Source organism: Pediococcus acidilactici, from assembly GCF_016127815.1.
In the GTDB taxonomy this organism is placed as follows: domain Bacteria; phylum Bacillota; class Bacilli; order Lactobacillales; family Lactobacillaceae; genus Pediococcus; species Pediococcus acidilactici.
The window spans coordinates 1286622-1311002 of sequence record NZ_CP066046.1; the positions used below are offsets into that span (position 1 = coordinate 1286622).

24 protein-coding genes and 1 other annotated feature are annotated in these 24381 nt (G+C 42.0%); of the genes, 3 read left to right on the top strand and 21 right to left on the bottom strand.

The window, feature by feature from the left end; all coding sequences use genetic code 11:
* Positions 1–13: 13 nt before the first annotated feature.
* The gene (locus I6H64_RS06480) at positions 14–316 is read right to left on the bottom strand and encodes a rhodanese-like domain-containing protein (protein ID WP_008841794.1); all 303 of its coding nucleotides are present in this window, start codon (positions 314–316) and stop codon (positions 14–16) included.
* 132 nt (positions 317–448) lie between these two features.
* On the opposite strand from I6H64_RS06480, the gene I6H64_RS06485 reads away from it, so the two are divergent.
* The gene (locus I6H64_RS06485; protein WP_056985064.1) at positions 449–1828 is read left to right on the top strand and encodes a C69 family dipeptidase; all 1380 of its coding nucleotides are present in this window, start codon (positions 449–451) and stop codon (positions 1826–1828) included.
* Between the two features lie 99 nt (positions 1829–1927).
* On the opposite strand, the gene asnS is transcribed toward I6H64_RS06485, so the two are convergent.
* On the bottom strand, positions 1928–3319 hold the full coding sequence (gene asnS / locus I6H64_RS06490) for an asparagine--tRNA ligase (protein WP_002831160.1): 1392 nt from the start codon (positions 3317–3319) through the stop codon (positions 1928–1930).
* Between the two features lie 59 nt (positions 3320–3378).
* Positions 3379–3626, bottom strand: a binding site (T-box leader).
* A 567-nt stretch (positions 3627–4193) separates the two neighbouring features.
* On the opposite strand from asnS, the gene I6H64_RS06495 reads away from it, so the two are divergent.
* A complete protein-coding gene (locus tag I6H64_RS06495) occupies positions 4194–4982 on the top strand; it encodes a glucose-1-dehydrogenase (protein WP_008841798.1) in 789 nt (262 codons plus the stop codon).
* 190 nt (positions 4983–5172) lie between these two features.
* Here I6H64_RS06495 and I6H64_RS06500 read toward each other — a convergent pair whose 3' ends face one another.
* The 11 genes from I6H64_RS06500 to I6H64_RS06550 all read right to left on the bottom strand — a co-directional run bounded on the left by I6H64_RS06500 (position 5173) and on the right by I6H64_RS06550 (position 13589).
* Positions 5173–5697, bottom strand: coding sequence for a PadR family transcriptional regulator (locus I6H64_RS06500; protein WP_008841800.1), 525 nt, complete (start codon positions 5695–5697; stop codon positions 5173–5175).
* Positions 5698–5718: 21 nt separating this feature from the next.
* Positions 5719–6255 carry a phenolic acid decarboxylase gene (locus I6H64_RS06505; protein ID WP_002829879.1) on the bottom strand — a complete coding sequence of 179 codons (537 nt, stop codon included), beginning with the start codon at positions 6253–6255 and terminating at the stop codon, positions 5719–5721.
* A 236-nt stretch (positions 6256–6491) separates the two neighbouring features.
* Positions 6492–6899 carry a PTS sugar transporter subunit IIA gene (locus tag I6H64_RS06510; RefSeq protein WP_036685516.1) on the bottom strand — a complete coding sequence of 136 codons (408 nt, stop codon included), beginning with the start codon at positions 6897–6899 and terminating at the stop codon, positions 6492–6494.
* A gap of 16 nt (positions 6900–6915) precedes the next feature.
* On the bottom strand, positions 6916–7911 hold the full coding sequence (locus tag I6H64_RS06515; RefSeq protein WP_008841802.1) for an SIS domain-containing protein: 996 nt from the start codon (positions 7909–7911) through the stop codon (positions 6916–6918).
* 24 nt (positions 7912–7935) lie between these two features.
* Positions 7936–9012: an SIS domain-containing protein gene (locus I6H64_RS06520; protein ID WP_008841803.1), complete on the bottom strand. Its 1077-nt coding sequence runs from the start codon at positions 9010–9012 to the stop codon at positions 7936–7938.
* A gap of 21 nt (positions 9013–9033) precedes the next feature.
* Entirely contained in the window at positions 9034–9855 is an 822-nt protein-coding gene (locus tag I6H64_RS06525; protein WP_002831154.1) for a PTS system mannose/fructose/sorbose family transporter subunit IID, read from the bottom strand.
* Entirely contained in the window at positions 9836–10666 is an 831-nt protein-coding gene (locus tag I6H64_RS06530; RefSeq protein ID WP_008841805.1) for a PTS mannose/fructose/sorbose/N-acetylgalactosamine transporter subunit IIC, read from the bottom strand. Before I6H64_RS06530 ends, I6H64_RS06525 begins: the two co-directional genes overlap by 20 nt.
* A 16-nt stretch (positions 10667–10682) precedes the next feature.
* Positions 10683–11156 (bottom strand): PTS sugar transporter subunit IIB, encoded by a 474-nt coding sequence (locus tag I6H64_RS06535; protein ID WP_008841806.1) that lies wholly within the window; start codon positions 11154–11156, stop codon positions 10683–10685.
* Between the two features lie 17 nt (positions 11157–11173).
* Positions 11174–11866, bottom strand: a complete 693-nt coding sequence (locus I6H64_RS06540; protein WP_008841807.1) for a GntR family transcriptional regulator — start codon at positions 11864–11866, stop codon at positions 11174–11176.
* A gap of 1 nt (position 11867) precedes the next feature.
* Positions 11868–12593, bottom strand: a complete 726-nt coding sequence (locus I6H64_RS06545) for a GntR family transcriptional regulator (protein WP_008841808.1) — start codon at positions 12591–12593, stop codon at positions 11868–11870.
* 315 nt (positions 12594–12908) lie between these two features.
* Positions 12909–13589, bottom strand: coding sequence for a YjjG family noncanonical pyrimidine nucleotidase (locus I6H64_RS06550; RefSeq protein ID WP_036685518.1), 681 nt, complete (start codon positions 13587–13589; stop codon positions 12909–12911).
* Between the two features lie 162 nt (positions 13590–13751).
* On the opposite strand from I6H64_RS06550, the gene I6H64_RS06555 reads away from it, so the two are divergent.
* Complete coding sequence (locus I6H64_RS06555) at positions 13752–14291, top strand: hypothetical protein (protein ID WP_008841810.1); 540 nt, start codon at positions 13752–13754, stop codon at positions 14289–14291.
* 221 nt (positions 14292–14512) lie between these two features.
* Here I6H64_RS06555 and I6H64_RS06560 read toward each other — a convergent pair whose 3' ends face one another.
* From I6H64_RS06560 to I6H64_RS06595, 8 genes are all read right to left on the bottom strand, one after another.
* Entirely contained in the window at positions 14513–16192 is a 1680-nt protein-coding gene (locus I6H64_RS06560; RefSeq protein ID WP_056985062.1) for an oleate hydratase, read from the bottom strand.
* A 235-nt stretch (positions 16193–16427) separates the two neighbouring features.
* The gene (locus tag I6H64_RS06565) at positions 16428–16748 is read right to left on the bottom strand and encodes a hypothetical protein (protein ID WP_002829893.1); all 321 of its coding nucleotides are present in this window, start codon (positions 16746–16748) and stop codon (positions 16428–16430) included.
* 247 nt (positions 16749–16995) lie between these two features.
* Positions 16996–18813, bottom strand: coding sequence for a glutamine--fructose-6-phosphate transaminase (isomerizing) (gene glmS / locus I6H64_RS06570; protein WP_005919208.1), 1818 nt, complete (start codon positions 18811–18813; stop codon positions 16996–16998).
* A gap of 255 nt (positions 18814–19068) precedes the next feature.
* On the bottom strand, positions 19069–20430 hold the full coding sequence (gene glmM / locus I6H64_RS06575; RefSeq protein WP_002829896.1) for a phosphoglucosamine mutase: 1362 nt from the start codon (positions 20428–20430) through the stop codon (positions 19069–19071).
* A gap of 125 nt (positions 20431–20555) precedes the next feature.
* Positions 20556–21455: a CdaR family protein gene (locus I6H64_RS06580; RefSeq protein WP_008841818.1), complete on the bottom strand. Its 900-nt coding sequence runs from the start codon at positions 21453–21455 to the stop codon at positions 20556–20558.
* On the bottom strand, positions 21456–22307 hold the full coding sequence (cdaA, locus tag I6H64_RS06585; RefSeq protein WP_002829898.1) for a diadenylate cyclase CdaA: 852 nt from the start codon (positions 22305–22307) through the stop codon (positions 21456–21458).
* A gap of 167 nt (positions 22308–22474) precedes the next feature.
* Positions 22475–23377 (bottom strand): UDP-N-acetylmuramate dehydrogenase, encoded by a 903-nt coding sequence (gene murB, locus I6H64_RS06590; protein ID WP_002829899.1) that lies wholly within the window; start codon positions 23375–23377, stop codon positions 22475–22477.
* Positions 23378–23438: 61 nt separating this feature from the next.
* Positions 23439–24356 carry a Gfo/Idh/MocA family protein gene (locus tag I6H64_RS06595; protein ID WP_036685522.1) on the bottom strand — a complete coding sequence of 306 codons (918 nt, stop codon included), beginning with the start codon at positions 24354–24356 and terminating at the stop codon, positions 23439–23441.
* Positions 24357–24381: the final 25 nt, after the last annotated feature.

Below are 24381 nucleotides of genomic sequence, written 5' to 3' on the forward strand. Positions count from 1 at the left end.
CATTTATTTTTATCTAGTCTTTTTCCACTTTTCCTGGCCAAGCTAGCATTCCGCCGACCACGTTGGTTACATCAAAGCCCTGGACTTCGAGTACCCCGCACGCGTTTGCTGAACGTCTTCCCGAACGGCAGATCACGTAGTATGGAGTTGCTTGGTCTAATTCGGCTAAGCGATTAGGTAGTTGGCTCAAGGGAAAATTACGCGCCCCCACCGCGTGCCCAGCCGCAAATTCGTCTGGCTCCCGCACGTCCAATAAAACGGCGGTAGTTAGCGGATATTTTTGGTAAAAATCTTCCATTGCAATTGTTTTAACCATTGCTTAACGCTCCTCATGTTAGTTTAAATTGTATATTGACCATGATAGCATTCCCTTTTCTAACTGAATAGTGATTGCCTATTTAGCTAATCGTGCTACCATTACAGTAAAAATCAATTGGAGGACAAGCACATGTTGAAAACTTGTACCACTATTTTAGTCGGTAAAAACGCTAGCCTGACGGGTTCCACCATCATTGCCCGTAACGAAGACGGTGCCGATGATTCTAATGCCCAACGGTTCGTGGTCGTTAACCCCGAAGATCAGCCCCAACCCTATCATTCTGTCCATAGTGATTTAACGATTCCCCTTCCCGACAATCCGCTCCGCTACACCGCCACGCCCGATGCCGATCCCACATATGGCATTTGGGGTGCTGGCGGCATCAACAGTAAAAACACGGCGATGACCGCTACCGAAACCATTACTACTAACGCCCGGGTACTTAGCGTGGATCCGTTAGTCGAAAAGGGACTTGGCGAAGAGGATTTTCTTACGCTAGTTTTGCCGTACATCGAGTCTGCCAAGGCGGGCGTCTTGCGCTTAGGTAAACTTTTAGAAGAATACGGTACTTACGAATCCAACGGAATTGCCTTCGCCGACCGCGAAGAAATTTGGTATATGGAAACCATCGGAGGCCATCATTGGGTTGCAATCCGAATTCCCGACGATGCCTATGCAATTGCGCCAAACCGCTGGAACATCACCGATTTTGACTTTAATTCAGCTAATTGCCTAGCCTCTGCGGATCTCCCGGAATTCATTGCCAAAAATCAACTTAATCCGGATCACGAAGGCCTTAATTTACGGCACATTTTTGGTAGTGCCACGATTAAAGACCGGTACTACAATAACCCCCGGGCTTGGTACGTCCACCAATTTTTGGACGATAATTTTGTTGGGGAGCCTACCGACCAAGATTTACCTTTCATTAATCGTGCAACCAAGAAAATTTCTGTGGAAGATTTGAAGTTTCTTTTGAGCTCACACTATCAAGAAACGCCCTACGATCCTTATGGCGAAACGGTGCCCGAGAAACGTTTTCGGCCAATCGGCATCAATCGCAATCTAGAAACTCACATTCTAGAGTTACGCAACCAAGTTCCCGATGAAATCGCGGGAATTCATTGGCTGGCCTTTGGTCCCAACACGTTTAACGCCATGGTGCCGTTTTATAGTAACGTCGCGGATACTCCGGCTTGCTACCGCGATACTCCCACGGTAGTGAATACCAACTACATGTACTGGATTAGCCGGGTGCTTGCTTTAATTGGAGACGGAAATTTTGCCCTCTACCAAGATTTACAGGAAAACTTTGCCCAAACGGTACTCCAAAACGTGCTAAGAATGCAAAAAGAAACGGATCACCAAGCCACCCTCACGGAAAAAATTTTAACGTCCGCTAACCAGGCAATGGCCGATTTCACCTTAGCCCAGGCTACTAAACTGCTTAACGATGCAATCAACATCGGTTCCCGCAATATGAGGTTGCGGTTTTCGTTGGGGGATTAGGATGCCACCCTTGTGCAGCCACTAAATATTCAAAAAAGCCTTGAATCCGTCATCGTCTGACTAAATTCAAGGCTTTTTGCTTACTATTAACGTTTTGAATTAGAAGCTAGCGTTACCCGGGGTCCGTGGGAATGGGATAACGTCGCGGATGTTTTCCACACCAGTAACGTACATCAATAATCTTTCGAAACCAATTCCAAATCCGGAGTGTTCCGTTTCCCCATATTTTCTTAATTCAAGGTACCACTTGTATTCTTCAGGATCCAAGTTAAATTCCTTAATCTTTTCGTTCAACTTAGCTAGTCGTTCTTCACGTTGGCTACCACCAATCAATTCGCCAATGCCAGGTACTAATAAGTCCACTGCGGCAACCGTCTTGTGGTCTTCGTTTTCCCGCATGTAGAAGGCTTTGATGTCGCGTGGGTAATCCGTGATGAACACTGGCTTTTGGTAAACTTTTTCGCTCAAGTATCTTTCGTGTTCAGTTTGGAGATCAATTCCCCATTCAACTTTGTTTTCGAATTCTTGGTCAGCAGCTAACAACTTGTCGATTGCTTCCGTATAAGTAATTTGGGCAAAATCGGCGTCGCGAGTTGCTTCCAAACGAGCCCGTAATTCTTGGTCCACGTTTTGGTTCAAGAAGTCGATTTCATCAGAAGCATTTTCCAAAAGATAGTTGATCACGTACTTCAACATGTCTTCGGAAACGTTAATCACGTCTTGCAAGTTAGCAAACGCCATTTCTGGTTCAACCATCCAGAATTCAGCGGCATGCCGCGTAGTGTGTGAATCTTCCGCACGGAAAGCCGGACCAAAAGTATAAACATCCCGGAAAGCCAACGCAAATGCTTCCGCGTTCAATTGACCACTAACCGTTAAGTTAGTTGGTTGCTTGAAGAAGTCCTTAGTAGAATCAACCTTGCCTTCTTCGTTCTTTGGAACGTTGTTAAGGTCTAAAGTAGTCACCTTAAACATTTCACCGGCACCTTCCGTATCACTAGAAGTGATCAACGGAGTGTTAACGTAGACAAAGTTATTCTTTTGGAGGAATTCGTGGATGGCAAAGGCTGCCAACGAACGAATCCGGAAAACTGCGTAAAAAGTATTGGTCCGCGGACGCAAATGTGCTTGTTCACGTAAGAATTCTGGTGTGTGGTGTTTCTTTTGAAGCGGGTAGTCACTGTCTGAGTTACCTAAAACTTCAATTTCAGTTGCGTGAATTTCAAACGGTTGTTTAGCTTTCGGAGTGTCCACTACCGTTCCGACTACTTTTAAGGTAGTGTAAATGGGAGCTTTCTTAATTTCTTCGTAGTTCTCCAACCCATTTTCCATGATTACCTGCACATTTTTAATGCAGGAACCGTCGTTAATTTCCAAAAAGCTAATTTTCTTGGAAGAACGGAGCGTCTTTAGCCAACCCGTTACTTCTACTGCTACATCTTCATCATGCGTTGCTTGCGCATAAAGTGATTTAACCAACGTATTTTCCATTAAAAATCCCTCCATTGTCTTCGTAAAAAGTCCGCCAATAAAAAAGTCTTCCATCCCGTAACAGGGACGAAAGACTTCGCGGTACCACCCAAAATTCGTTTAAAAATAAACATCTCTAAAAGCACATCTAAAATATGCTCTCCAAACGATAACGTATCGGTCACGTCTAGACTTACTGGACGCTTAATCGTTCAGCCTAGAAACAAAGAAGATGTTTTTCTTAAAAGAATAACTTCTTGAGCTTCCACCATCCTCAATTCGCTTTAAGTTACGGGCTTAAAATACTTGTTCTTCTTACGGTTTTTGATTATATTCAATTAGCTAGCTTCAAGATTAGCATAGAAAATTATTTTTGTAAATTGGGATTTCGTTGTTTTCACGCCTTTAGTATGCTATTCTATGCTCAAATATTTTCCCGAAACGGAGTATTATATTATGGTTAGTTTCGTATTGCTTTTGGCGATCTGTCTCATCCTGGCGACCGTTTACGTAACCTGGCTTAAAAATGACCGAAATCTCCACCTCGATTGGCATTCGCCACTCTTAATCCCCAAAGTATTTGGCTTTGGGGTGACCTTTAACCCGAATAATTTCTTTGGATTAAGCATGATTATCATCATTATTTTGTTAATTTTATTGCCTTTAATCCAATCACTCCATCTTTTTTAAAACTCATCGACCCTATAAAATCAAGTTTGCTTTTATAGGGTTATTTTGCCTTTGTGTATAGCAACAATCCCCCAAAAATATTAAGCTACGCATAAGGTAAGCAACGCCCAATCGTTTCAGTTCCTTTACTATGATTTCTGATGTTATCATACGTTACGAACATCAAGAATTTATTTTACAGTTATGTTCTGGGGGGATAATAACTATGCTATATAAAGATTTAAATGGAAAAGTCGCCGTGATTACTGGCGGCTCAAAAGGAATCGGCAGCGCGATTGCCGAACGCTTTGGGCAAGAAGGTATGCACGTCGTTATTAATTACAACTCTGATAAAGATGGCGCCAACGCCGTGCGGGATCAAATTAACGCAGCCGGCGGTGAAGGCGTGGTCGTGCAAGCTGACGTATCAACCGAAGACGGCGTTAAGCGCCTAGTCGACACGGCCGTCGATCAATTTGGCGACCTAGACGTTTGGGTCAACAACGCGGGGATGGAAAATCAACAACCGACTGCGGAATTATCGTTTGAAAGCTGGAAACGAGTGCTCGACGTCAACCTAAACGGCGTGTTTTTAGGTTCAAAAGCGGCCATTAATTATTTTCTTTCGCATGATAAGCCCGGAAACATTATCAACATGTCTTCCGTTCATGAGAAAATTCCGTGGCCAACTTTTGCACACTACGCTGCTAGCAAAGGCGGCGTAAAACTGTTCAACGAAACAATTGCGATGGAATACGCCGACCGGCACATCCGGGTAAACGCAATTGGCCCTGGCGCGATCAATACGCCCATCAACGCTAAAAAATTTGCGGATCCTGAACAGTTAAAAACCACTACCAGCATGATTCCCATGCAACGAATTGGCGATCCTGAAGAGGTTGCGGCCGCGGCGGCATGGTTAGCTTCCGCTGAATCAAGTTACGTCACCGGAATTACCCTCTTCGTTGATGGCGGGATGACACTTTATCCATCCTTCCAAGGCGGTAAAGGTTAATTAAAAGAGGTATTAAAATAACAGCACTGAGAGTTTGCAAACTTCTCAGTGCTGTTTTGGTGACGACGTTTTTTAAGGACCCCAAATCGGTAGTTACGCCCAATTTAGGCACAACTACCGATTTTGGGTTAGTGCTCGCAAGCCACCCGAATTTTCCCACGTCCGCCTACTTGTAAACCTGTTTTTCGGATTATTCGATGTGATTTTTTAGCCAGGCTAAATGGGATGCTTCCCTTTCAACCGCCCGAGACAAAATTAAGTAATGTCCGTAATTTTCCTCAATCGCGGATGGTTCTTCAAACAGTAATTTTTGCCGTTGCTTTAAGTGGGCCACTTTTTGTTCGTGAAGGTCCGCCGCCTGTTTTAAAATTTGCTGTAAAAGTGGATCATGTCGGTCAGCGATAAAGTACATTTTAAGTGACGTCAGTTCATCATTTTTGGCCGTAATCGGGGTAGCGAGCCATTCCCGCAAATCCGTTTGGCCCTTCTTAGTTATTGCGTAGTTAATGACTTTCCGATTTTGTTCATCGTCAACCACTTCAATTTGGCCTTCGTCCGTCATTCGTTGTAATTCAGGATACAACTGGCTGTGCGAAACCGTCCAGAACTCGCTAATTTCATTCTTAAATTCCGCAATCATATCTTTTCCAGACATAACCCCATTTTTATTTAACAATCCTAAAACAATGTACGGTAAAACTCGTGGTCGTGGCATGCGAACTCCTCCAAAAATTAATTACTTGTTAATTCGCTTGTAGTTTTCATCAAAATACTTTCCGTTGCGAATGTCGCTGGTAATGCCATCGTATGGTTCTTCAGAAATAACGTCTTCGTTATTTTGTCCAGCATCACCCATGTAACTAATTTTAGCAAATTCTGGAACAACTAGTTTAGGATAAGTTTCGTATTTTTCACGAGATTCTTCCATTAAATCAATGTGTTCATTTTGGAAAGTAACCGTGATTTCAGGATGTTCTTCAACCCACTTAGGGAAGAAAATGGTTCCGTGCAACTTACCTTCGTTTGGCATGAAGTCTAGCGCCACATCCGTTCCGGTCGGTTCCGTCCAAGTAATCTTATAAACACCTTCCGTCAACATTACGATGTCGGCTTCTTGGTCCTTAACCCAGCGGCCGGCAACCATTCCCCCATGAATTCGATAATCTACCGTATGGTCATTTTTAGCGTACCATTCGTATTCCCAACCATTATCGTATGTGTAAATAAAGTGCGTTCCTAAAAAGTCTTCTAAAGTTTTAAATTGTTTTTCCATTATTACTTCACCTGCTTTTGAATGTTATGCCGTTATCGACAAAAGTGATTATATGACGTTATCGACATAAAAGTCAACAATGGATTTTCTAAAAATTTAGCTAGCTCACTTTCAAGGTTTTCTTTAAGGTACGCATGACATCTTTCCAAAATAAAATAGGGACCTTCAGCTAAATACTGAAGATCCCTATTTTTAATTAGTAACCAAACTATTACCTCAATTCCCGAAGAATTTTTTTAAAATTCCTCGTCACCTTGTGCAACCATGGTGTATTGGAAAATTCCTTTTTGGCCCGCGCTTAAAAGTTCCTTAACCAAATCAGCTTTATCGAATTGGGTCCGGTAAACAAATAGCTGTAACAACATTGGAATATTCGTCCCCGTAATGATTTTTAAATCAGGAAAATCTTTGGTCAACGTCACTAGCGTGTTAAACGGTGTGCCCCCTTTTAAATCAGTTAAGCAAATCGGAGATCCATCTAATTCCGCAATTTCTTTTTTTAACTGGGCTTTGAAATCCGCTAAATCTTGCCCCATTTTGAAATCTATGGCCGCACATTTTTCTTGCTTACCACAGATCATTTCAGCCGAATCCCGCATTGCGGTGGCTGATTTTCCATGCATGCATATTAATACTGATGTCATTAGTTGAACTCCACTTCTAGTAATCTAAAGCTCGATAGTAGCGCCGAATATCCATTGGATGACGATTGATATGTTCAATATTTACATCAATACGGTTGTTAATTGCATGGAAGACAAATGGTGACAGGGTGCCCCGGAATTTTTCTGAAAATCCTGGTAAATCATAGTCTTTAGTATCAATAATTGTGTAATTTCCACAAATTTCGGGTAGGAATTTAGCAACTCGCTCACTAAGCGAACGTTGGCTATCTTCCCCAACATAAACTGTAACTGGCGTATCTCGGTCAACTACTTCAAACATTCCGTGGAAAAATTCAGCAGCTTCAATGGCACGAGTCCGAATCCAATGTTGTTCTTCCCAGTAACACATTGCGTATGAGTAAGTTGCGCCCCATTGGTTACCAGCTCCAACAAAGTAATGAATGTCGTCATCATGATGTTGTTGCGCAAATTCTTGAGCAAATTTGTCCGCACCTTCTTCAATATTCGCAATATCTTCAGCAAAGTGTTGATCCATTTCACTATAGAATTCTTCATATTCCGGGAATTCACCTTTAAGATACATTAAACGATCCGCAACCATGAAGAATTTAAGCTGCTCATTTTCTGGATAAGAAATACAATGGGTTACTAAACTTGCCAAATCAGCTTCAGCCCTATCAATAAAACCTAGAATAGTCGCTCCCGCTGCTTTAATTTGTTTTACCGCGTCAACCACTTCCTTAGTATTACCAGTAACTGAAGAAGTGATTACTAAAGTTTGGTCAGTAATTCGGCGATTCCCGGTCGTTAGGTATTCAGCTGCATTTTGGTAAAATGTTTCAATTCCCGATTTTTCTTTCATATGAACTACTGCTTGCATTGAGGATGCATAGGTACCACCAATCCCTAACCAGCAAACGTTACGATATCCTTGATCAGCAATCTGGTCTATTAATTGATTGATTTCACTCCGTAATTTAAGTGCACCTTGCATACCTGCGACTAATTGTTGTTTGTTAAATTTTCTCATGATGTTCTCTCCTTTATTGTTTAATTAGATTTTAGAAGCTGTAATTTGATCAAAATCTGGATAAGCCGAATGTTCTAAATCAACTCCCTTAATTTTGGAAAGTCGATAGGCCATTAAATGGATTGGCACGGTTAAAAATAATGCCGCCAGTAGTTCATCAGTTGCTATTTCAAAAGCTAAATCTCCGGTTGTCAAAGTACTCAAATTAACTTGGTTCGCATAAATTGTGTAAACATGGTTGACATGTTGTTTTAAGAATTTCCTTAATAACTGTGCACGATCCGCTAATTTACCATTCGGCTCTATGAAAACTATTATGTCTTCAGCGTGAAGTCCTAAATATGGACCATGCATATATTCTTCAAGTTCTTTTCCCCAAGCATTATTCCGTACTGCTTCAGTAAATTTGGTTTCTCCTTCACGAGCGACACCGTAAGCTGCACCATAACCAATAAAAGTAATTCTTTGTGCATTACTAAAGTCATCCACATGCTTTTCAACCCACTGATCGCCTTGTTTAATAACTTGTGGCAATTTTTTCGTGATTTCTTGAATAAGTTGCCAATACTTTTCATCCTCTTCAGCCGATATTTTCCCTAATTTTTTCGAAAGCACTAGCGCAATTAAGATTAAATCTAAAATAGTCACACTATATCCTGCACTGACGTATGGCATTTCTTCCACCGGCATTCCCATTTCAAGAACCCGGTTGCTAACTCGTGCCAATGGGCTATCTTTTTCACTAGTTAAGGCGACGACCATTTTTTGATTCTTTTGCAACCGTTCAACTAGCTTAACTACTGAATAACTATGCCCCCCTTGAGAAATTGCTAAACAAAGGGTGTCGTTTTCAATATTCATTAAATAATTTTCTGATATTGAAGGTTCTTCAACTTGAATAGGCATTCCTAGAATTTTGCTCATCAGTGGTAATGCACCAAAGGCCGCATTTGAACTAGAGCCCGTTGCATATATCATTACTCGCTTAAACTTACTTAAGTCCCACTGATTAAGCGGTTTCAAAAATAACTTTTCAACATTATCAAGAACTTGTTGATACAGCTTTGGTTCCAAATGCACATAATCATTAATCGATTTCACTATCTTGCTCCTCTCTATTTACTAACCAAGTAATCCACTCCAAGCACCAAAAATTCCGATTGCCGCAATCAATAACAAAATGTACTGTGCTTTCCATCCTTTTTTATCAAGCCAAAAAATAAATAGCGTAAATAATAACGGCAATATTCCTGGTACGATGCCATCAAAAATCTTTTGTACGGAAGTGGCATCCGCCCCTGTCCCAATTTTCATTGGCATTTTCAAAGTTACCATTGTAGCAACCATGGCTCCAACCACCCCGAGGCCTAAAACAGAAGCACCATACGTTAACTTATCCATCAATCCCGTTTTTTGCACTCGGTCAATAAATGACGCTCCAATGTTATACCCAATAAACAAGCCATAATATCGTGCAATGATTGCTGGAATGTTAAAAATCAGAAGAAAGAGTAACGGTCCTAATATATTTCCCTGGAAAGCTAACGAGGTTCCGATCCCGGTAGCAATAACTCTTAGAGTGCCCCAGAAAAATGAATCTCCAATCCCGCTTAACGGTCCCATCAAAGCAATTTTAATGTTATTAATGGAATCTTCATCAAAGTCGTCATTTAACGCATTTTGTTCTTCCATTGCGATCGAAATGCCTAGCGGAAAAGTACTTAACCATGGAGTAACGTTGAAAAATTCCAAGTGTCGCTTAAACGAACTTTTTAACTTGTCTTCTCTGTTTTGATAAATTTTCTTAAGAGCTGGAGTCATCGCATAAGAATATCCTAAGTTAGATTGTCGTTCGTAATTCCAAGCCCATTCCATGGTAAACGACCGCCAAAAGGTTGCCATTAGATCTTTTTTCGTAAGTAACTTAGAACTCTTCATCTTCATAATCGATTCCTCCATTTTGCCCACTATTCGTAGTTGAATTTCCACCTACAGCTGCTGGTTCAGCATGAAATTTATCTTTAAATGCTGAGTAACCCGTTAAAATCAAAGCTAAACATGCTCCGAAAATTGCGACGCCGGTAACTGGAATCTTCATATATACAGCCAGTGCAAACCCTAAAATAAAGAACGTAATGTTGTTTTTGTTGACCATCATCTTTAAAAGTAACGCAAAACCGTAAGCCGGTAGGAGCCCCGTTGCAATACCTAAACCATTAATAATGAACTGTGGAATTACCGCTAAGAATGATTTAATTACCGGGCTACCCAGCAAATAGGAAACTCCTACAACTAATCCAATTGGTAAGTTAATTGAGAAAAATCCTCCAAGAAGATTCATTCGATCGAGTCCCTTGCTATTGCCTTGTTCCGCGTAATGATCTGCTTTATGCACAAAGTACGGCAAAATAAAGATAAAGCACAGATTTTTAATTACCAGCACTAACGAAGCAATTGGGATTCCTAACGTTAAAGCAACCGCCGTACTTTTACCAGCTCCGATTGCAAATGCCGTTCCTAATACGCTTCCTGAAATAATTTCTGGTGGAATCGATGCTCCGATTGAAAAGGAACCTACAAAAGCTAGTTCTAGAGTTGCTCCCATAATAATTCCTTGTTGCACATTACCCATGATTAGACCAGCTAACGTACACATTACTAACGGACGGGAAAGCATGGACGAACCTAAGAAATACTCTCCGTTCCCCAACATAGCAATCAAGGCTAGCAGTAAGGCTGTTAAATAGGCACTCATTTTTACACCTCCATAATTAATCTATTTTTTTGAATTCTTGCCGCTCTTCGCTAGGAACTTGTTGGATATAAACGTCTACACCACGTTGTTGTAGTTGAGTTAATTGTGCTCCCTCATCGTTAGTCAAATTAATTGTCTTAGAATAATTAATTGTTCCTTCGCGTGGCTTTGTACCTCCTAAGTTAAGCTCCCCAATCTTTCCGTCGGTTTCTTGAATTAGTTTGCTAGCGTCGGCAACTGATTCCACAACCACTAGCATTTTATATTTATCAGTGACGCCTGAATTAATTGCTTTAATGCTGTCTTCAATTGATTTCATCACTAACTTTGCATTATCTGGTTTCGCCAATCGAATTGCCGATTTACGAAAATCATCGCTAGCAACGGCATCATTAGCCACCAAGATAGTGTTTGCTCCCAAACTGTTAAACCAAGAAACCGCTACTTGACCATGTAATAATCGATGATCTACTCTAACAAGTTTTATCATTTTAAATTCCCTCACTTTTAATCAAAGTCTATTGAATATTTAGTATCTAAAGCGCTCTGTAATTTATATTCAATGGCAACTACTCGTGCCCGATCGTCTAAAAAGGTATTAGTTATTTTAAAAACTGGAAAGTCAGTTGCCACTTCTAACTGTTTATAATCTTCATCGGTAGCTTCCGTTAATTGAAAATCTTGGTAAACATCCTGGACACTCAGTTTGCCAGTGTTAACTGCTTCAATAATTGCGGTAACCTTCAATATCTCCGGATCAAAGCCGGGAAAATAATCCAGTGGCAAAATTAACTTTTCATACGTGCGTTCACCTTCGGAAAACACTAAAAAACTAAGATAATAAATCAATTCATTCTCTTTGATTCCAAAGATTTTTGAATAGTAAACCCCTGCCTTACGCAAGTAGCTTTCCTTAATCTGTGTTTTCTCAGGTTCTAGCCCAGTAGAAGTTTTAATAATTCCGGTCATATCCAAAATATTTTGCTTAGAAATTCCTGGGGCAACAAATAGTCCCACGCCTTTTTTACGCACAACTTGTTTTTCTTCAACTAGTTGCTCAACTGCCTTACGCACCGTTGTTCTACTAACTTGGTATATCTTTTGTAGCTCACCTTCATTCGGTAAAACTCCGCCCTTTTTGTATACCCCATTTTCAATTTTGCGTTTGATATCAGCGTAAATTTCTTTAAATAGTGTCATTTTATAAGTCCTCTTGATAATCAAAAATATTCTTTGCCTTGAAGTGGTACTTGAAGTTACTCCCAATAAGGTACTGCACCGTATGTTCAACTGGAACATCATTTTCTTCGTAGTTAAAACTGTCTACTTGATATAACGGTTTTCCCTCTTCCACTTGTAATGTGCGTCTTAAACTTTCGTCTGCTAACACACACGTGATGGTTTCATAGCCGTACGTGGGTTGAACCCCATAATTTTCTTTTAAGGCTTTATAAAGCGAATAGTTATTAAAATTAAAATCCACTAACTTCTCGAAACGCTTTGCATCTAGATATGCAATTTCAAATGAAAACGGCTGGTTTTTGTACAAACGAAGTCGCTTAAGCTCTAACGTTTGCTTAGTAGAACTTTTAAAAAAGCTTTCTAAACTATTTGGTGTATTAATTACTTTTGCGGAAAGCTGTTGAATTTGTTCATTTGATTCTCCTAATTCACTACTTAACGGGCGCATTCCTAGCAAATTAACATCTATTTTCTTGTTAACCCGAATTCCTTGACGATTTTTAACCCGAATATCACCTTCTTTTTGTAATCTCGCTAACGCATATTTGACAGCGTTACGACTTACTTGTAATTTCTCCGCTAATTCTCTTTGCGATGGCAATTGATCGCCATCCTTTAATTCCATAATCATTTCCCGAAGTAACTCTTCAATAACGGTTGATGGTGAAATATCTTTATACTCCATTGCAATACTCCCTTGGGACTTAAAATGCTTATTTTGTATTTATAAACTTGGTAAAAAGCTTATTTTTTAACAAGTCAAAGCATTCAAAGTAACATGTTAGTTTATTTTTGAGCCCACAGATAGTGTAAGCGCATTCAGATAATAAGTCAACATTTTTTCTAAAATAAAAAAAACAGTGTGGGCTCTTTCACCTCCACACTGCTTTTAAACTATTTAGTAATGAAAAAAATTCAAATTTTTGATTCTTCAAGTTCCATTTTGCTGGACCCTTAATTTCGTAAGTTATCTCTTTTTATTTGTTGTTTCAAGCACGCCTTACAACATTAATTCCCGCAACTGGTCATAAGAATGTGCCACCGCGGTTGGCTTGATTGGCGCATCCACCGCGATTTGTTGGGGATTATACCAAATGCTTTTGAGCCCGGCTTGATTGGCCCCTAAAATGTCGGATTGCAACCGGTCGCCCACCATTGCGGTATTCTGGAAACTCATATCCGCATATTTATGCTTAATTGGCGCAAAGAAGCGTTCATCAGGTTTAGCATAACCAACGTCTTCTGAAATAAAGCAGTCGGTAAAGTATTGGTCTAACTTGGAACCAGCGAGTCGACTCAACTGAGTCTTCTTAACCCCATTAGTTCCCACCATCAACCGAATTCCTGCCGATTTCAAATCCCGCAGTAATGCTTGCGCGCCTTCAAATTGGTAGTAGCTAGTTGCCAATCGCTGGCGGTATTCCCGTTCAGCAGCGACCCCATCGCCATCCACTCCGAGTGCCGCAAAGGTTTTCGAAAATCGGGTTTTCAACACTTGATCCCGAGGTGCACCTTGCTCGATTGCTTCCCAGACCTGCTGGTTAATTTTTGTGTAGGTTGCCAATCCAGTCGTCAAATCTTGCACGCCATATTTACGTAAGACTTCGGTAGCTTTGATACGTTCACCCTTCTTAAAATCCAGTAAAGTATCGTCTAAATCAAAAATCGCGTATTTTAACATTCCGGTACCCCTTAAATAATTTTTCATCTATCGTAACTTATCCTTTAACATTTAGCAAACAAACGTTTGTGTAAATACCTTAAATTTACTATAATTGTTGATGTTGTTGAAATTATTAAACGTAATTACGTTTAACGGGTTTATTATGAACGGATATAAGACATGGCTAAAGCAAAGAAATTCAAACGTCCCAGAATCTTTTCTAAATCTAACTTAACCGTAGTTGTTTTGGTAATTCTGGGCTTTCAAACTTACCCTAATTTTACCAATCAACAATTAGATATTCATTCAAATACTGATTCCTATGGCGAGGAAAACGCCTCCAATGAGGCCACCTTGATTGAAAATCAAATTGCGGATAGTTTTAACGGTCGCCTGCCTTTTCAAGTTAACTTTACGGACTCCCAGATTATCATTCGGGTCCCTAAGTTAAACTTGTTTGATTTCACCCAGCTTTACGCACCCAATATGGTCCATATTCTGAAGAAAATCCAGGGCGACACGCTTCCCCGTTCGCTGAAGAAAATTCGGCTAAGCGTCGGCGACCAAACCCAAGTCTTCTCAATCAGCGCAATTAAAGAGGCTAACTTTAGTACCGAAAAAATTAAGGAATTCAGCCAAGAACAATGGGGCCAAATTTCCAAACAAACCTACCAAGATTACTATCAAAACTACGTCCTCCCCAAAATCACCCGTAAGTAGTAAAAGTACGCGTGACGGACTTGAAAACTTTACTAAGTCCTAACCCAAAATGCTAAGAGCAGGACAAAAGTCGGGTAGTTTACAAGCATTAACAAAAAAATCGACCGTTGCCTAAATTGGCATAACGATCGATTTTTTGTTAAGCGGAGCAGCTGATTTCGTTGGCGCTTCAATAAAATCAAGCTCTCAAATCAACTTTTAGTATTATTAAATAGATAATTCTAACGGAACATGGTCCGGGTTGCTTTCAAAAGCACCTTTGGATTCTTCTCGTAGTGGTGCACTGGGGTCATTTTTTCTTCAGGAATTCCTAAGAAATGGTAGACTGCCCGTTGTGCCGCCCGGAACGAGTATTGTTCGGTAAAGACCATGTCAAATGGCATTTCTGCGAACTGGCTGACAAATGCCAAGTTTTTCGAATGCTTTGGCACTACTTCAGGACGGTCTCCAACAGCTCGCGTATTGAACAGTGCGCTAGCGTACGGCATGTAAACCGGAATTACGTTAACGATGCTATCCATAATTTCCTCTTCATGATAAACAACGCTATCCGTTGCTTGATCAACTTCTGCCAAATGACCTAGTAATTCTTGCAGCATTTCTTTTCCGGTCATTTCAATTACCGGTTTGTCCACATAATCCCCATTTTTACGTGGGAACATGAAGTAGCCCCAGAAGACCGTTTCGTTTTCCTTTTGAGCGTGAAAATGCGGCTGATGGTGAACCACGATGGATAACAAGTTATTACTATCTACCCAAGTATTTAAAGCATTCCCCGGTTCTTGTTGGGTAATCCGGCTAATTTGGTTTACCAAATAGTGGTTCTTCGTGGTTACCGTAAAGCTCATCCATTCACTTTGGGCACGGTCGTTAAAGAACTTGTCCGGATTTCCTAGATTATAGAAATGTTCGGTAGCTTGTTTCCATAATGCTGCGCTAGGAGCGTATTCCATATTTTCCTTAATTGGGGTGTTGAAATCACCAATCGATGAACTATCGGTAATCGCGCCGTTGATATCGAAAACGAGGTCATTTTCGTCAACCGGGATTGTGCCGGTTTGCTTATTTTCCCCTACGTCTTCGTACTCTAAGCCAGTAACGATGATATCATCGCGCAACGGAGTGTCCTTGAATTGGAAGGCGGTAATCTTACGGTTGTTGATAAAGGTAACCCCGTGATCGCTCAAGTACTTACGCATCGGTAGAATGATACTTTCGTATTGGTTATACGGCGTTCTGGTAACCCCTTCAAGGGTGTTAATCCGACTAAATTCCAGAATCATCCGGTTCATGTAACGCCGCAATTCCATTGCGGAGCTTTCCTTCTTAAACGCAAAGGTAGTTTCCCACATGTACCAGAAGTTAGTAGTGAAAATGTGCGGACTATCCTTAAACCATTCCGCGATGCTGACGTCGTTAAGCTTTGCTTCTTGGCTTTCAGGCATCATCATTAATTTGGTTAACAACTTCCGGTCTTGGTTATTAAATTGCATATGCGAATAGTCGTCCGCACCGCCATTATTCCGGATCCCGTTACGCTTATCCATTAGCCGGGCCACGTCATGGGTTGGATGAGCATGGTCAAAGTTTAAAATGTCATCCGTAACCGATTGCCCTGGGTGATCCAAAGACGGCACGCTCCGCAAAACGTCCCACAAGTTTTCATAGGTCTCTTCGTTAAGCATCCGACCGCCCTTGGCTAAAAAGCCCCGATCGTTAGATAGCCGTTGGTTGCCGTATTCCGTCTCGTAATCCGCAACCGCTGCCCCATCGTTAGCCCCGTGTTTATCGAGTCCGAACATGGTAATTTGATTACCGCTCCAACCACCATCACGAATCAAATATACGCCGGCAGCTAAATTTGCAACTCCTGTACCAATCATAAACGCTTTTCTCATCATCGATTCCCCCTTGTGGAAACAAACCTGATTATTCTTATATTTAAATTCAAGAATAGATTAACACGAAAAGCGAATTTTTGCGAGCGTTTACACTTGCGGATAAAAATTATTTTTTCTGGTACAAAAAAAGAACTGCGAAAACCAAAAAATACTTTCCCAGAATTAAGAAATTCCAGAAAAGCATTTGAATTACTTGAATTGTATAATGCAAAAACGGGCCTTAAAAGCCAAGTAATTATTCTTTATTAGCACTGATATGATTTTCGTGTAAAATCGCGTTGAAGTCCTTCATAATCCGGTCATCTTTTTGCCATTCTTCCCACGAAGTCATGTTTTCGTCGGGCATTTCGTAGCGTTCCCCGATGTATTTTTCATAATTAATTACATGTTGCGAATGCGATATGTTCAGCTGCATAATCCGCACTGATTTAATATAACCACGTTCGGCCGCTAGCTCAGCGCGACCATTCATCATCATGTTACCAATTTCAATGTATTTAGTACCATCCAAACGGGTAATCTCTTGAATCAAGGTGAATGTCTCATTACTCTTCATTCTCTCGCCTCCACTTATCTAGTATAAAGTGCGTTACCGACTCCTGTCTAGAATTATTATGGCACCAAAAAAGGATCCGGACTTGTACGAGTCGGATCCAGCATAAGAGAGAAAGAGAATTGATTGTGCAGGTAGGAGATGCGCCACTACCTTACAACCATATGTTAGCGCTTACACATAATAATGTCAACCTAAATTTCAAAAATATTCAAATTAAAATTCAGGCGACTTTGCACTGCTCTTCCTCCTATTCTACCGTGACACTCTTAGCTAAATTACGCGGTTGGTCAACGTTGTAACCCCGCTGCAAGCAAGCGTAGTAAGCCAATAATTGAGCAGCAATGACGCTAACCAACGGCATCAACATTTCATCAACGTCAGGAAGAATTACGTCATCCGTATTCTTGGCGAGGCTTTGGCTAGCGAAGGTGATTACCTGTGCTCCGCGTGAAATCACTTCTTCTAAATTGCTCCGGGTGTGATCGGCAGTTTTACCTTGGGTAATGATCCCGATAACCGGAGTCCCTTCTTCAATTAAGGCAATCGTGCCGTGCTTCAATTCGCCGGCTGCAAAACCTTCTGCTTGAATATAAGAGATTTCCTTAAGCTTAAGGGAAGCTTCTAGGGCTACCGCATAATCTAGCCCCCGGCCAATGTAAAAGGTGTTACGCGCCTTTAAAAGGGTGTCTTTGGCCAATTGTTCGATAGCTGCCTTTTCATCCACCACCGTTTGAATTGCGTTTGCCACCATGCTTAATTGTCCTGCAATGTCAAAATCAGTTGCCGCATTGATTTGCTTCATCCGTCCCATTGCTACCGCTAGAAGTGCTTCTACGGCAATTTGCGCGGTGTAGGCCTTGGTCGACGCTACCGCAATTTCCGGACCCGCTTCTAAGGTTGCCGAGAATTCTGCTTCGCGCGCCAACGTTGAGTTAGCCACGTTAGTAATCGTGAGGCTTGGCTTTTGCCATTCATCATTTACCCGGACTAAAACTTGCCGACTATCAGCAGTTTCACCACTTTGACTAAGGAAGATGAAGAAGGCATCTTTTTCAATAATTGGATCGTCGTAGGCAAATTCGGATGCTAGCACAACTTCCGTTGGCACCTTGGCAAAGCGTTCCAATAACTTCTTGCCCACTAAACCAGCATGATAACTAGTTCCCGCACCCACAATGTAAATTTTACCGGCTTGGTTTAATTTATCTAACATTGCTTTATCGAAACGAACTGCGCCTTTTGAATCAAGGTATTTTTCTTCGATGCGCCGGATTACGGCTGGTTGCTCGTCAATTTCTTTTAACATGTAGTATGGGTAAGTTCCCTTATCAGCATCGGACTGGTCAATGTCAACTTCAAAAGGATCCCGTTGAATTGCTTGACCATCTGCATCAAATAGCTCCACTTTGTCAGGGGTGATTTTAACCACGTCGCCATCGTGCAACTCCACAAACCGTTTCGTCACGTTGATCATTGCTAAAGCGTCGCTGCAAACTACGTTAAAGTCGTCGCCTACCCCAATTAATAACGGGCTCTTGTTCTTGGCTACAAAAAGGGTGTCCGGCATTTCCCGGTCCATTAAAACAAAGGCGTATGAAGAATCCTTCAACAAGCTTAAAGTTTTCTTGAAAGCGGCCATGGTCGATAAACCTTCTTTAGCGAAGTGGTCAACTAATTGAACCACTACTTCAGTATCGGTATCGCTTTGGAAAGGCACGTCTGCTAAATAAGTTTGTTTTAATTCCTTGAAGTTTTGAATCACTCCATTGTGCACGAGGTAAAACCGGTTGTCTGCCGAAAAATGCGGGTGCGCATTAGCCACGCTCGGAATACCGTGAGTTGCCCAGCGCGTGTGCCCAATTCCGGCACTGCCGTTCACGTCATCAGAAAGTTGATCTTCTAAGTTTTGAATCTTTCCTTGCGCTTTAACTAGGTAATCCTTGCCTTGACCATTATTTACGTAAATTCCCGCAGAATCATATCCCCGGTACTCCAATTTTTTCAAACCATTCACTAAAAGTTTGGTCGTATCTGCTCTACCTGTTACTCCAACAATTCCACACATAATCCCTGTTCTCCTAAATTCATCTATTTATTTTTATATAATTGGTATAATTAACGATTCTTAATATATTACCACTTAAGGCGATTGTCAAACATTATTTTTCGAAATTGGTATATATCAAATGCAGGAATAGGTATAGCACAAGGGATTAGACCCCCTTAAATTTTTTACCCCAAACTCATTTTATTAGACAATCAAAAACGGGCTAGAGATTTTCTCCGCCCGTTTCGTTTTTTTATTATTTAATTACAGCCGTTAATCAACGCCAACTTCACTCTTAACTACCGCAACAATCCGGTCAACGTATTGGTTAACCGCTTCTTCAGTAGGAGCTTCCGCCATCACCCGAAGTAAGTCTTCAGTTCCGGAAGGACGGACTAATACCCGGCCTTCGCCAGCCATTTCGTCTTCAACCTTTTTGATAATGTCCTTGATGGCTTGGTTTTCAAGCGCTAATTTCTTATCTTGAACCCGTACGTTAACTAACTTTTGAGGATACGTAGTTACTTCAGCAGCTAATTCGGAAAGTTTTTTACCAGTTTGCTTAACCACGTACATTAATTGGATAGCCGTAAGCATGCCATCCCCAGTAGTGTTGTGGTCTAAGAAAATGATGTGGCCGGATTGTTCCCCACCAAGGTTATAACCATCCTTCAACATTTCTTCCACCACGTAACGGTCACCAACTTGGGTTTTAACCGAATGCATGCCGTGTTTTTCTAACGCTTTGTACATTCCGAGGTTACTCATTACGGTCGTTACCACGGTGTCTTCCTTAAGACGACCCCGTTCACTTAGAAACTTACCGCAAATGTACATGATCTTATCACCGTCGACGATATTTCCCTTTTCGTCTACCGCAATACAACGGTCGCCGTCCCCATCAAAGGCAACTCCCATATCCGCGCCCTTTTCAACCACGAATTTTGCTAGAGCTTCTGGATGAGTCGAGCCGACTCCCGCATTGATGTTTAACCCATCGGGATTGGTTGCCATCGTTTCAAATTCAGTATTTAAGTCAGCAAAGATTTGGGAAACGTAGCCGCTAGTAGCACCGTTAGCAGCGTCCACCGCGATATGTAACCCTTCTAGGTCGTCGGGAATCGTTTGTTCCAAGAATGCCGTATAGTTTAACCCACCTTCAGGGTAATCCGTTACGGAACCAAGTCCCTTAGCCGATGGCCGGGGGAGGTTATCTTTTTCAGCATCTAAAAGAACTTCGATTTCAGCTTCTAATTCGTCAGATAGCTTGTAACCGTCCGAACCGAAGAATTTAATTCCATTATCCTCTACTGGATTGTGCGAAGCGGTAATCATCACTCCCGCGTCAGCTTCTTGCTTACGAACTAAGTAAGCAACCCCGGGCGTCGTAACGATTCCCATATCCATTACTTCGATCCCTACTGACAAAAGGCCCGAAATCAAGGCGTGTTTTAACAACTGGCCAGAAACTCGAGTATCTCGTGAAACCAGTACCCGGGGACGCTGATCAGCATCCTTGGCGTGCTTAGTTAATACGTATCCGCCAGTTCGCCCTAATTGGAAAGCTAGTTCTGGTGTCAACGTTTCGTTTGCGATTCCACGAACTCCATCTGTACCAAAATACTTCAATTTCATTATTGAAAATCTCCTTCTTTGCGACAAGACCTGTAGCCCGCCGTCAATCTCTTTTAACTCATTATCTAAATTATAAAATCAGCAATTTAATTAGCACAGCTCCCAAGCTAGTTTTCACTTATGAATCACTGTTGGAGCTGCGGATTCCCGTCACTGCTAGTATCGTCAGCGGACGAACTCTCGTCACTACTTGCTGAACTCGAAGAACTTTCTTCACCACTCGATGAGGATGCGCTACTTGCTGATTTTTCCGAACTGCTAGAAGAGGACGTAGCTTGACTGCTTGCCTCACTAGATTCCTTGGCTTTTTCTGTTTTCGCCTTGGAAACTGGAATAGTGACATTTACCGATTGCGGAGTCAAGACTACATTTACAATGTTACCGTTTGAGTCCAAAGCTTGCAACACAGAACGCGCAGAAACATCCTCTGTCGTGTTGCTAGGGACGTTAACGTCGGCAACCACTTGGCTAATCCGGTCAATTTCTGATGCGGAGCCCGTTGCTTGAACCGTCGTTACCGAGGTTTTTACGTTCCCCATCGTATACCCTTCCTTAACCATGTTGGTATCGTAACGGTAGCGAATTTCAAATTTCTTCGTCTTCCGATGGGCAATTGTAATTTTTGATTTTTCTGGTTGGATTCGGTAACGAATATCCTTACCAAGCCCTTCCACTTGATATTTAACCGTATGCTTACCCGGTGCATAATCCTGCAATGCAAGGTACACCTTAAAATTACGGGTGTTGGTTAAGGTAGTAATCATTGCGCTGGAGCCGTTCAGCGTAATTTTAACGCGTTCTTGGTATCCACTAACTACGTACTTACTTGAATCCACATCTAAATCCACCGGCATCGTAATTGTAGCCGTCTTGGTGGACATCAACGCGGTTTTATTCTGGTTTGCATCGGTCCCCGAAACCCGCGTTGAAGTAAGGTGATCGGTCTTTACGTACGCAAAAAGCAAAAGGGCTAAGACTAACGCAATTAACCGATAGCTAAAATTTTTGGTAAAAAATTTTTTCATCTAGTGCCGCCCCCTTTTTCCCTTAAAGAAGGCCGAAATATTTTCCGTAACCGAAGTGAAGAACGGGGTGGGCCCTTCATCACTGGTAATTAATTGGGTCCGGAAATACCGTAAGTAAGATTCTTGCGACATATCCCGTAATAGTTCGCCGTCCTTCATAATAGAAACTTCTCCAGTTTCTTCTGAGACTACGATGGTCAATGCATCGGTAACTTCACTCATCCCGACCGCTGCACGGTGTCGAGTCCCAAGTTCCTTAGGAATTAAGTTGCTCTGTGACAAAGGCAAATAGGCAGCTGCCACGGCAATCTTACCGTTTTTAATAATCACCGCACCATCGTGTAACGGGGTGTTCGGGATAAAAATGTTGATTAACAACTCTCCCGAAACGTCCGCATCCAGGGGAATTCCGGTTTCAATATAGTCATCAAGCCCGGTTTCCATCTGAATTGAAATCAACGCTCCAATTCGGCGTTTAGCCATGTACTGAATCGCCTTATCCAACGCTTGAATCATTTTTTCTTCCGCTTCTTTTTGCGAATGGTTCTTTGCAAAAATCGACCCGCGACCTAAGTGTTCCAGTCCCCGGCGAATTTCCGGCTGAAAGATGATCACCATCGCAATTACTCCCCAATTGATGACCTGATTCATAATCCAGTAAACCGTGCTTAATCCGATATACCAGCTTCCCGCCATAATTATAATAATGACGATAATCCCACGAAATAACTGTACCGCTTTGGTTCCCCGCAGCAGCATAATCAATTCATAAATTACAAACCAAACCACGAGTACATCAATAATATTGATGACATCGCTCCAAGTTAACAACTGGGACCAATTTATGTTCATACCTGTCCCTCCAAATTCATATTCAGGGATAATTATACCAGAGAGAATATAAAGTGACCTCCTATTTGTTGCAGGGGGTTAATTTATCGCACATTCACGCTTCAAATGTGCCCAATTGCATTTTACCCGTTTGCCAAATTGGAGGTCACTTCGTTTAAATATTCAATTTATTTTTCTTCACCAATAATCCGGACTTCGGTTTCCAACTTAACCCCAAACTGTTTAAATACCGTGGCTTGTACGTGGTGAATCACGTCTAAGTAGTCAGTTGCCGTAGCATTCCCGATGTTAATGATGAATCCGGCGTGCTTTTTAGAAACTTGGGCGCCGCCAATCGTGAAGCCTTGCAAACCGGCTTCGTGAATTAACTTTCCGGTAAAGTAACCGGTGGGGCGTTTAAACACACTCCCGCACGATGGATATTCCAACGGCTGCTTGGAAGCACGGAGCCGGTTTAACTCATCCATCCGCGCCCGGATCTTAGTTTGATCACCAGGACGCAACTTAAATGATGCTGAAATTACCACATCGTGATAATCCTGCACGCTGCTGTGTCGGTACCCAAAATCCAATTCGTGGTTATTCAGCCGTTTAATTTGGCCATCTGGCGTTAACACTTCGGCACTTTCCACAATTTCACTAATTTCACCGCCATAAGCTCCGGCATTCATGAAAATCGCACCGCCTACTGAACCCGGAATTCCAGCAGCAAACTCAAAACCGGTCAATCCTGATTGGTAAGCTACTTCGGTGGCTTGAATTAAAGCTGCCCCCGCTTCCGCAATCACGGTATTGCCGTTAACTTGGATATTGTCCATCTTGGTTAAGATTAAAACTAGTCCGCGAATTCCTCCGTCACGCACAATCAAATTACTTGCATTTCCAATCACCGTTAGGGGCGTAGCGGTTTCCTTAGCCCAAATCATCAACTGCTTAGTTTCAGTCACCGACTTGGGAAATACTAGCAAATCCGCTGGTCCGCCCGTTTGTGTATTGGTGTATTTTGACAACGGTTCATCTTTGTAGACCTTAATTTCTGGAAATGCCGCGGTTATTGATTGATCCATCATACTTTCCCCTCTTACCTCATTTACATTGTGAATCCTCACGATTCATCGAAAATCTCTTCGCTTATTTTATCACTTTCATACTCTGGATTAAACGGTCACATAGCGTATGGGACTTAATCACCGAAGCCGGAGATACCGGGCTGGGACCGTCATTTTCCACCGCCCGCAAAAAAGCTTCAATTAACGGCGCAAATCCCCGGGTTACCAGCATTTTTTGCCAGTCTGGCGTACTTTGGATCGTCCGTTGCCCGTCGTGATCATGGGTTAACGTTTGTAAGTTTTCCACTCGGGCGACGCCGTGATCGCTAACTACCTCTGCTACTTCAGTATTCGCACCAGCGCGCAAATCAATTTGGGCCACGCCAGAAGCATCCCCGTTGGTTAGTTCGACCTCCGCCCAGACCAACTGACCATCCTGTTCTCGTAGGCGGCCATCCACGTATTCCACTTTTGATGATCCCATTAAAAACTGAACCAAATCAATTACGTGAATCATTAGGTCATAAACGGCAAACTGGGGACTTTGATTTTCCATCACCCGGGTCTTAGCTGCCCGAACTAAATGCGGGGTTCCCAATTGCCCGAACGCTTGGTGCAGTGGCGCAAACCGCCGATTAAATCCACAGGTTAATAACACGTGCTGCTCAGCAGCAATTTGGTAAAGTTCTTTCACCTCCGCCAAATTTTCTGAAATGGGTTTATCCACATAAACGTGAACCCCGTGTTGCAGAAACTTTTTGATAATCGCGTAATGGGTGGAGGTAGCGGTATGAATGAACACCGCCTGAACGTTTTCCTCAAACAAATCATCCATCCGGGTCGTCCCGTGTTGAAAACCGTACTTTTTCTGCAAATATTGCAATTTTTCGGCTTGCCGGCTGACTAAGTACCACTCGAAGCGATCTTGTAACTGACTATCTACCGGCAAATAAGCCTTTTGAGCGATGTTTCCCAATCCAATTACCCCAACTTTAATCATTGGAAAAACTCCTTTACGCACTAAT

Excerpts from the sequence above, each read along its gene's own strand:
- I6H64_RS06535 (WP_008841806.1), bottom strand. The coding sequence starts at position 11,156 with ATGATAAAACTTGTTAGAGTAGATCATCGATTATTACATGGTCAAGTA.
- I6H64_RS06580 (WP_008841818.1), bottom strand. The coding sequence starts at position 21,455 with ATGAAAAAATTTTTTACCAAAAATTTTAGCTATCGGTTAATTGCGTTA.
- I6H64_RS06515 (WP_008841802.1), bottom strand. The coding sequence starts at position 7,911 with ATGAGAAAATTTAACAAACAACAATTAGTCGCAGGTATGCAAGGTGCA.
- I6H64_RS06530 (WP_008841805.1), bottom strand. The coding sequence starts at position 10,666 with ATGAGTGCCTATTTAACAGCCTTACTGCTAGCCTTGATTGCTATGTTG.
- murB (WP_002829899.1), bottom strand. The coding sequence starts at position 23,377 with ATGATGGATCAATCAATAACCGCGGCATTTCCAGAAATTAAGGTCTAC.
- cdaA (WP_002829898.1), bottom strand. The coding sequence starts at position 22,307 with ATGAACATAAATTGGTCCCAGTTGTTAACTTGGAGCGATGTCATCAAT.
- I6H64_RS06485 (WP_056985064.1), top strand. The coding sequence starts at position 449 with ATGTTGAAAACTTGTACCACTATTTTAGTCGGTAAAAACGCTAGCCTG.
- I6H64_RS06560 (WP_056985062.1), bottom strand. The coding sequence starts at position 16,192 with ATGATGAGAAAAGCGTTTATGATTGGTACAGGAGTTGCAAATTTAGCT.
- I6H64_RS06525 (WP_002831154.1), bottom strand. The coding sequence starts at position 9,855 with ATGAAGATGAAGAGTTCTAAGTTACTTACGAAAAAAGATCTAATGGCA.
- I6H64_RS06480 (WP_008841794.1), bottom strand. The coding sequence starts at position 316 with ATGGTTAAAACAATTGCAATGGAAGATTTTTACCAAAAATATCCGCTA.
- I6H64_RS06555 (WP_008841810.1), top strand. The coding sequence starts at position 13,752 with ATGGCTAAAGCAAAGAAATTCAAACGTCCCAGAATCTTTTCTAAATCT.
- glmM (WP_002829896.1), bottom strand. The coding sequence starts at position 20,430 with ATGAAATTGAAGTATTTTGGTACAGATGGAGTTCGTGGAATCGCAAAC.
- I6H64_RS06495 (WP_008841798.1), top strand. The coding sequence starts at position 4,194 with ATGCTATATAAAGATTTAAATGGAAAAGTCGCCGTGATTACTGGCGGC.
- I6H64_RS06500 (WP_008841800.1), bottom strand. The coding sequence starts at position 5,697 with ATGCCACGACCACGAGTTTTACCGTACATTGTTTTAGGATTGTTAAAT.
- I6H64_RS06595 (WP_036685522.1), bottom strand. The coding sequence starts at position 24,356 with ATGATTAAAGTTGGGGTAATTGGATTGGGAAACATCGCTCAAAAGGCT.
- I6H64_RS06505 (WP_002829879.1), bottom strand. The coding sequence starts at position 6,255 with ATGGAAAAACAATTTAAAACTTTAGAAGACTTTTTAGGAACGCACTTT.
- I6H64_RS06545 (WP_008841808.1), bottom strand. The coding sequence starts at position 12,593 with ATGGAGTATAAAGATATTTCACCATCAACCGTTATTGAAGAGTTACTT.
- I6H64_RS06550 (WP_036685518.1), bottom strand. The coding sequence starts at position 13,589 with ATGTTAAAATACGCGATTTTTGATTTAGACGATACTTTACTGGATTTT.
- asnS (WP_002831160.1), bottom strand. The coding sequence starts at position 3,319 with ATGGAAAATACGTTGGTTAAATCACTTTATGCGCAAGCAACGCATGAT.
- I6H64_RS06565 (WP_002829893.1), bottom strand. The coding sequence starts at position 16,748 with ATGAAGAGTAATGAGACATTCACCTTGATTCAAGAGATTACCCGTTTG.
- glmS (WP_005919208.1), bottom strand. The coding sequence starts at position 18,813 with ATGTGTGGAATTGTTGGAGTAACAGGTAGAGCAGATACGACCAAACTT.
- I6H64_RS06510 (WP_036685516.1), bottom strand. The coding sequence starts at position 6,899 with ATGACATCAGTATTAATATGCATGCATGGAAAATCAGCCACCGCAATG.
- I6H64_RS06540 (WP_008841807.1), bottom strand. The coding sequence starts at position 11,866 with ATGACACTATTTAAAGAAATTTACGCTGATATCAAACGCAAAATTGAA.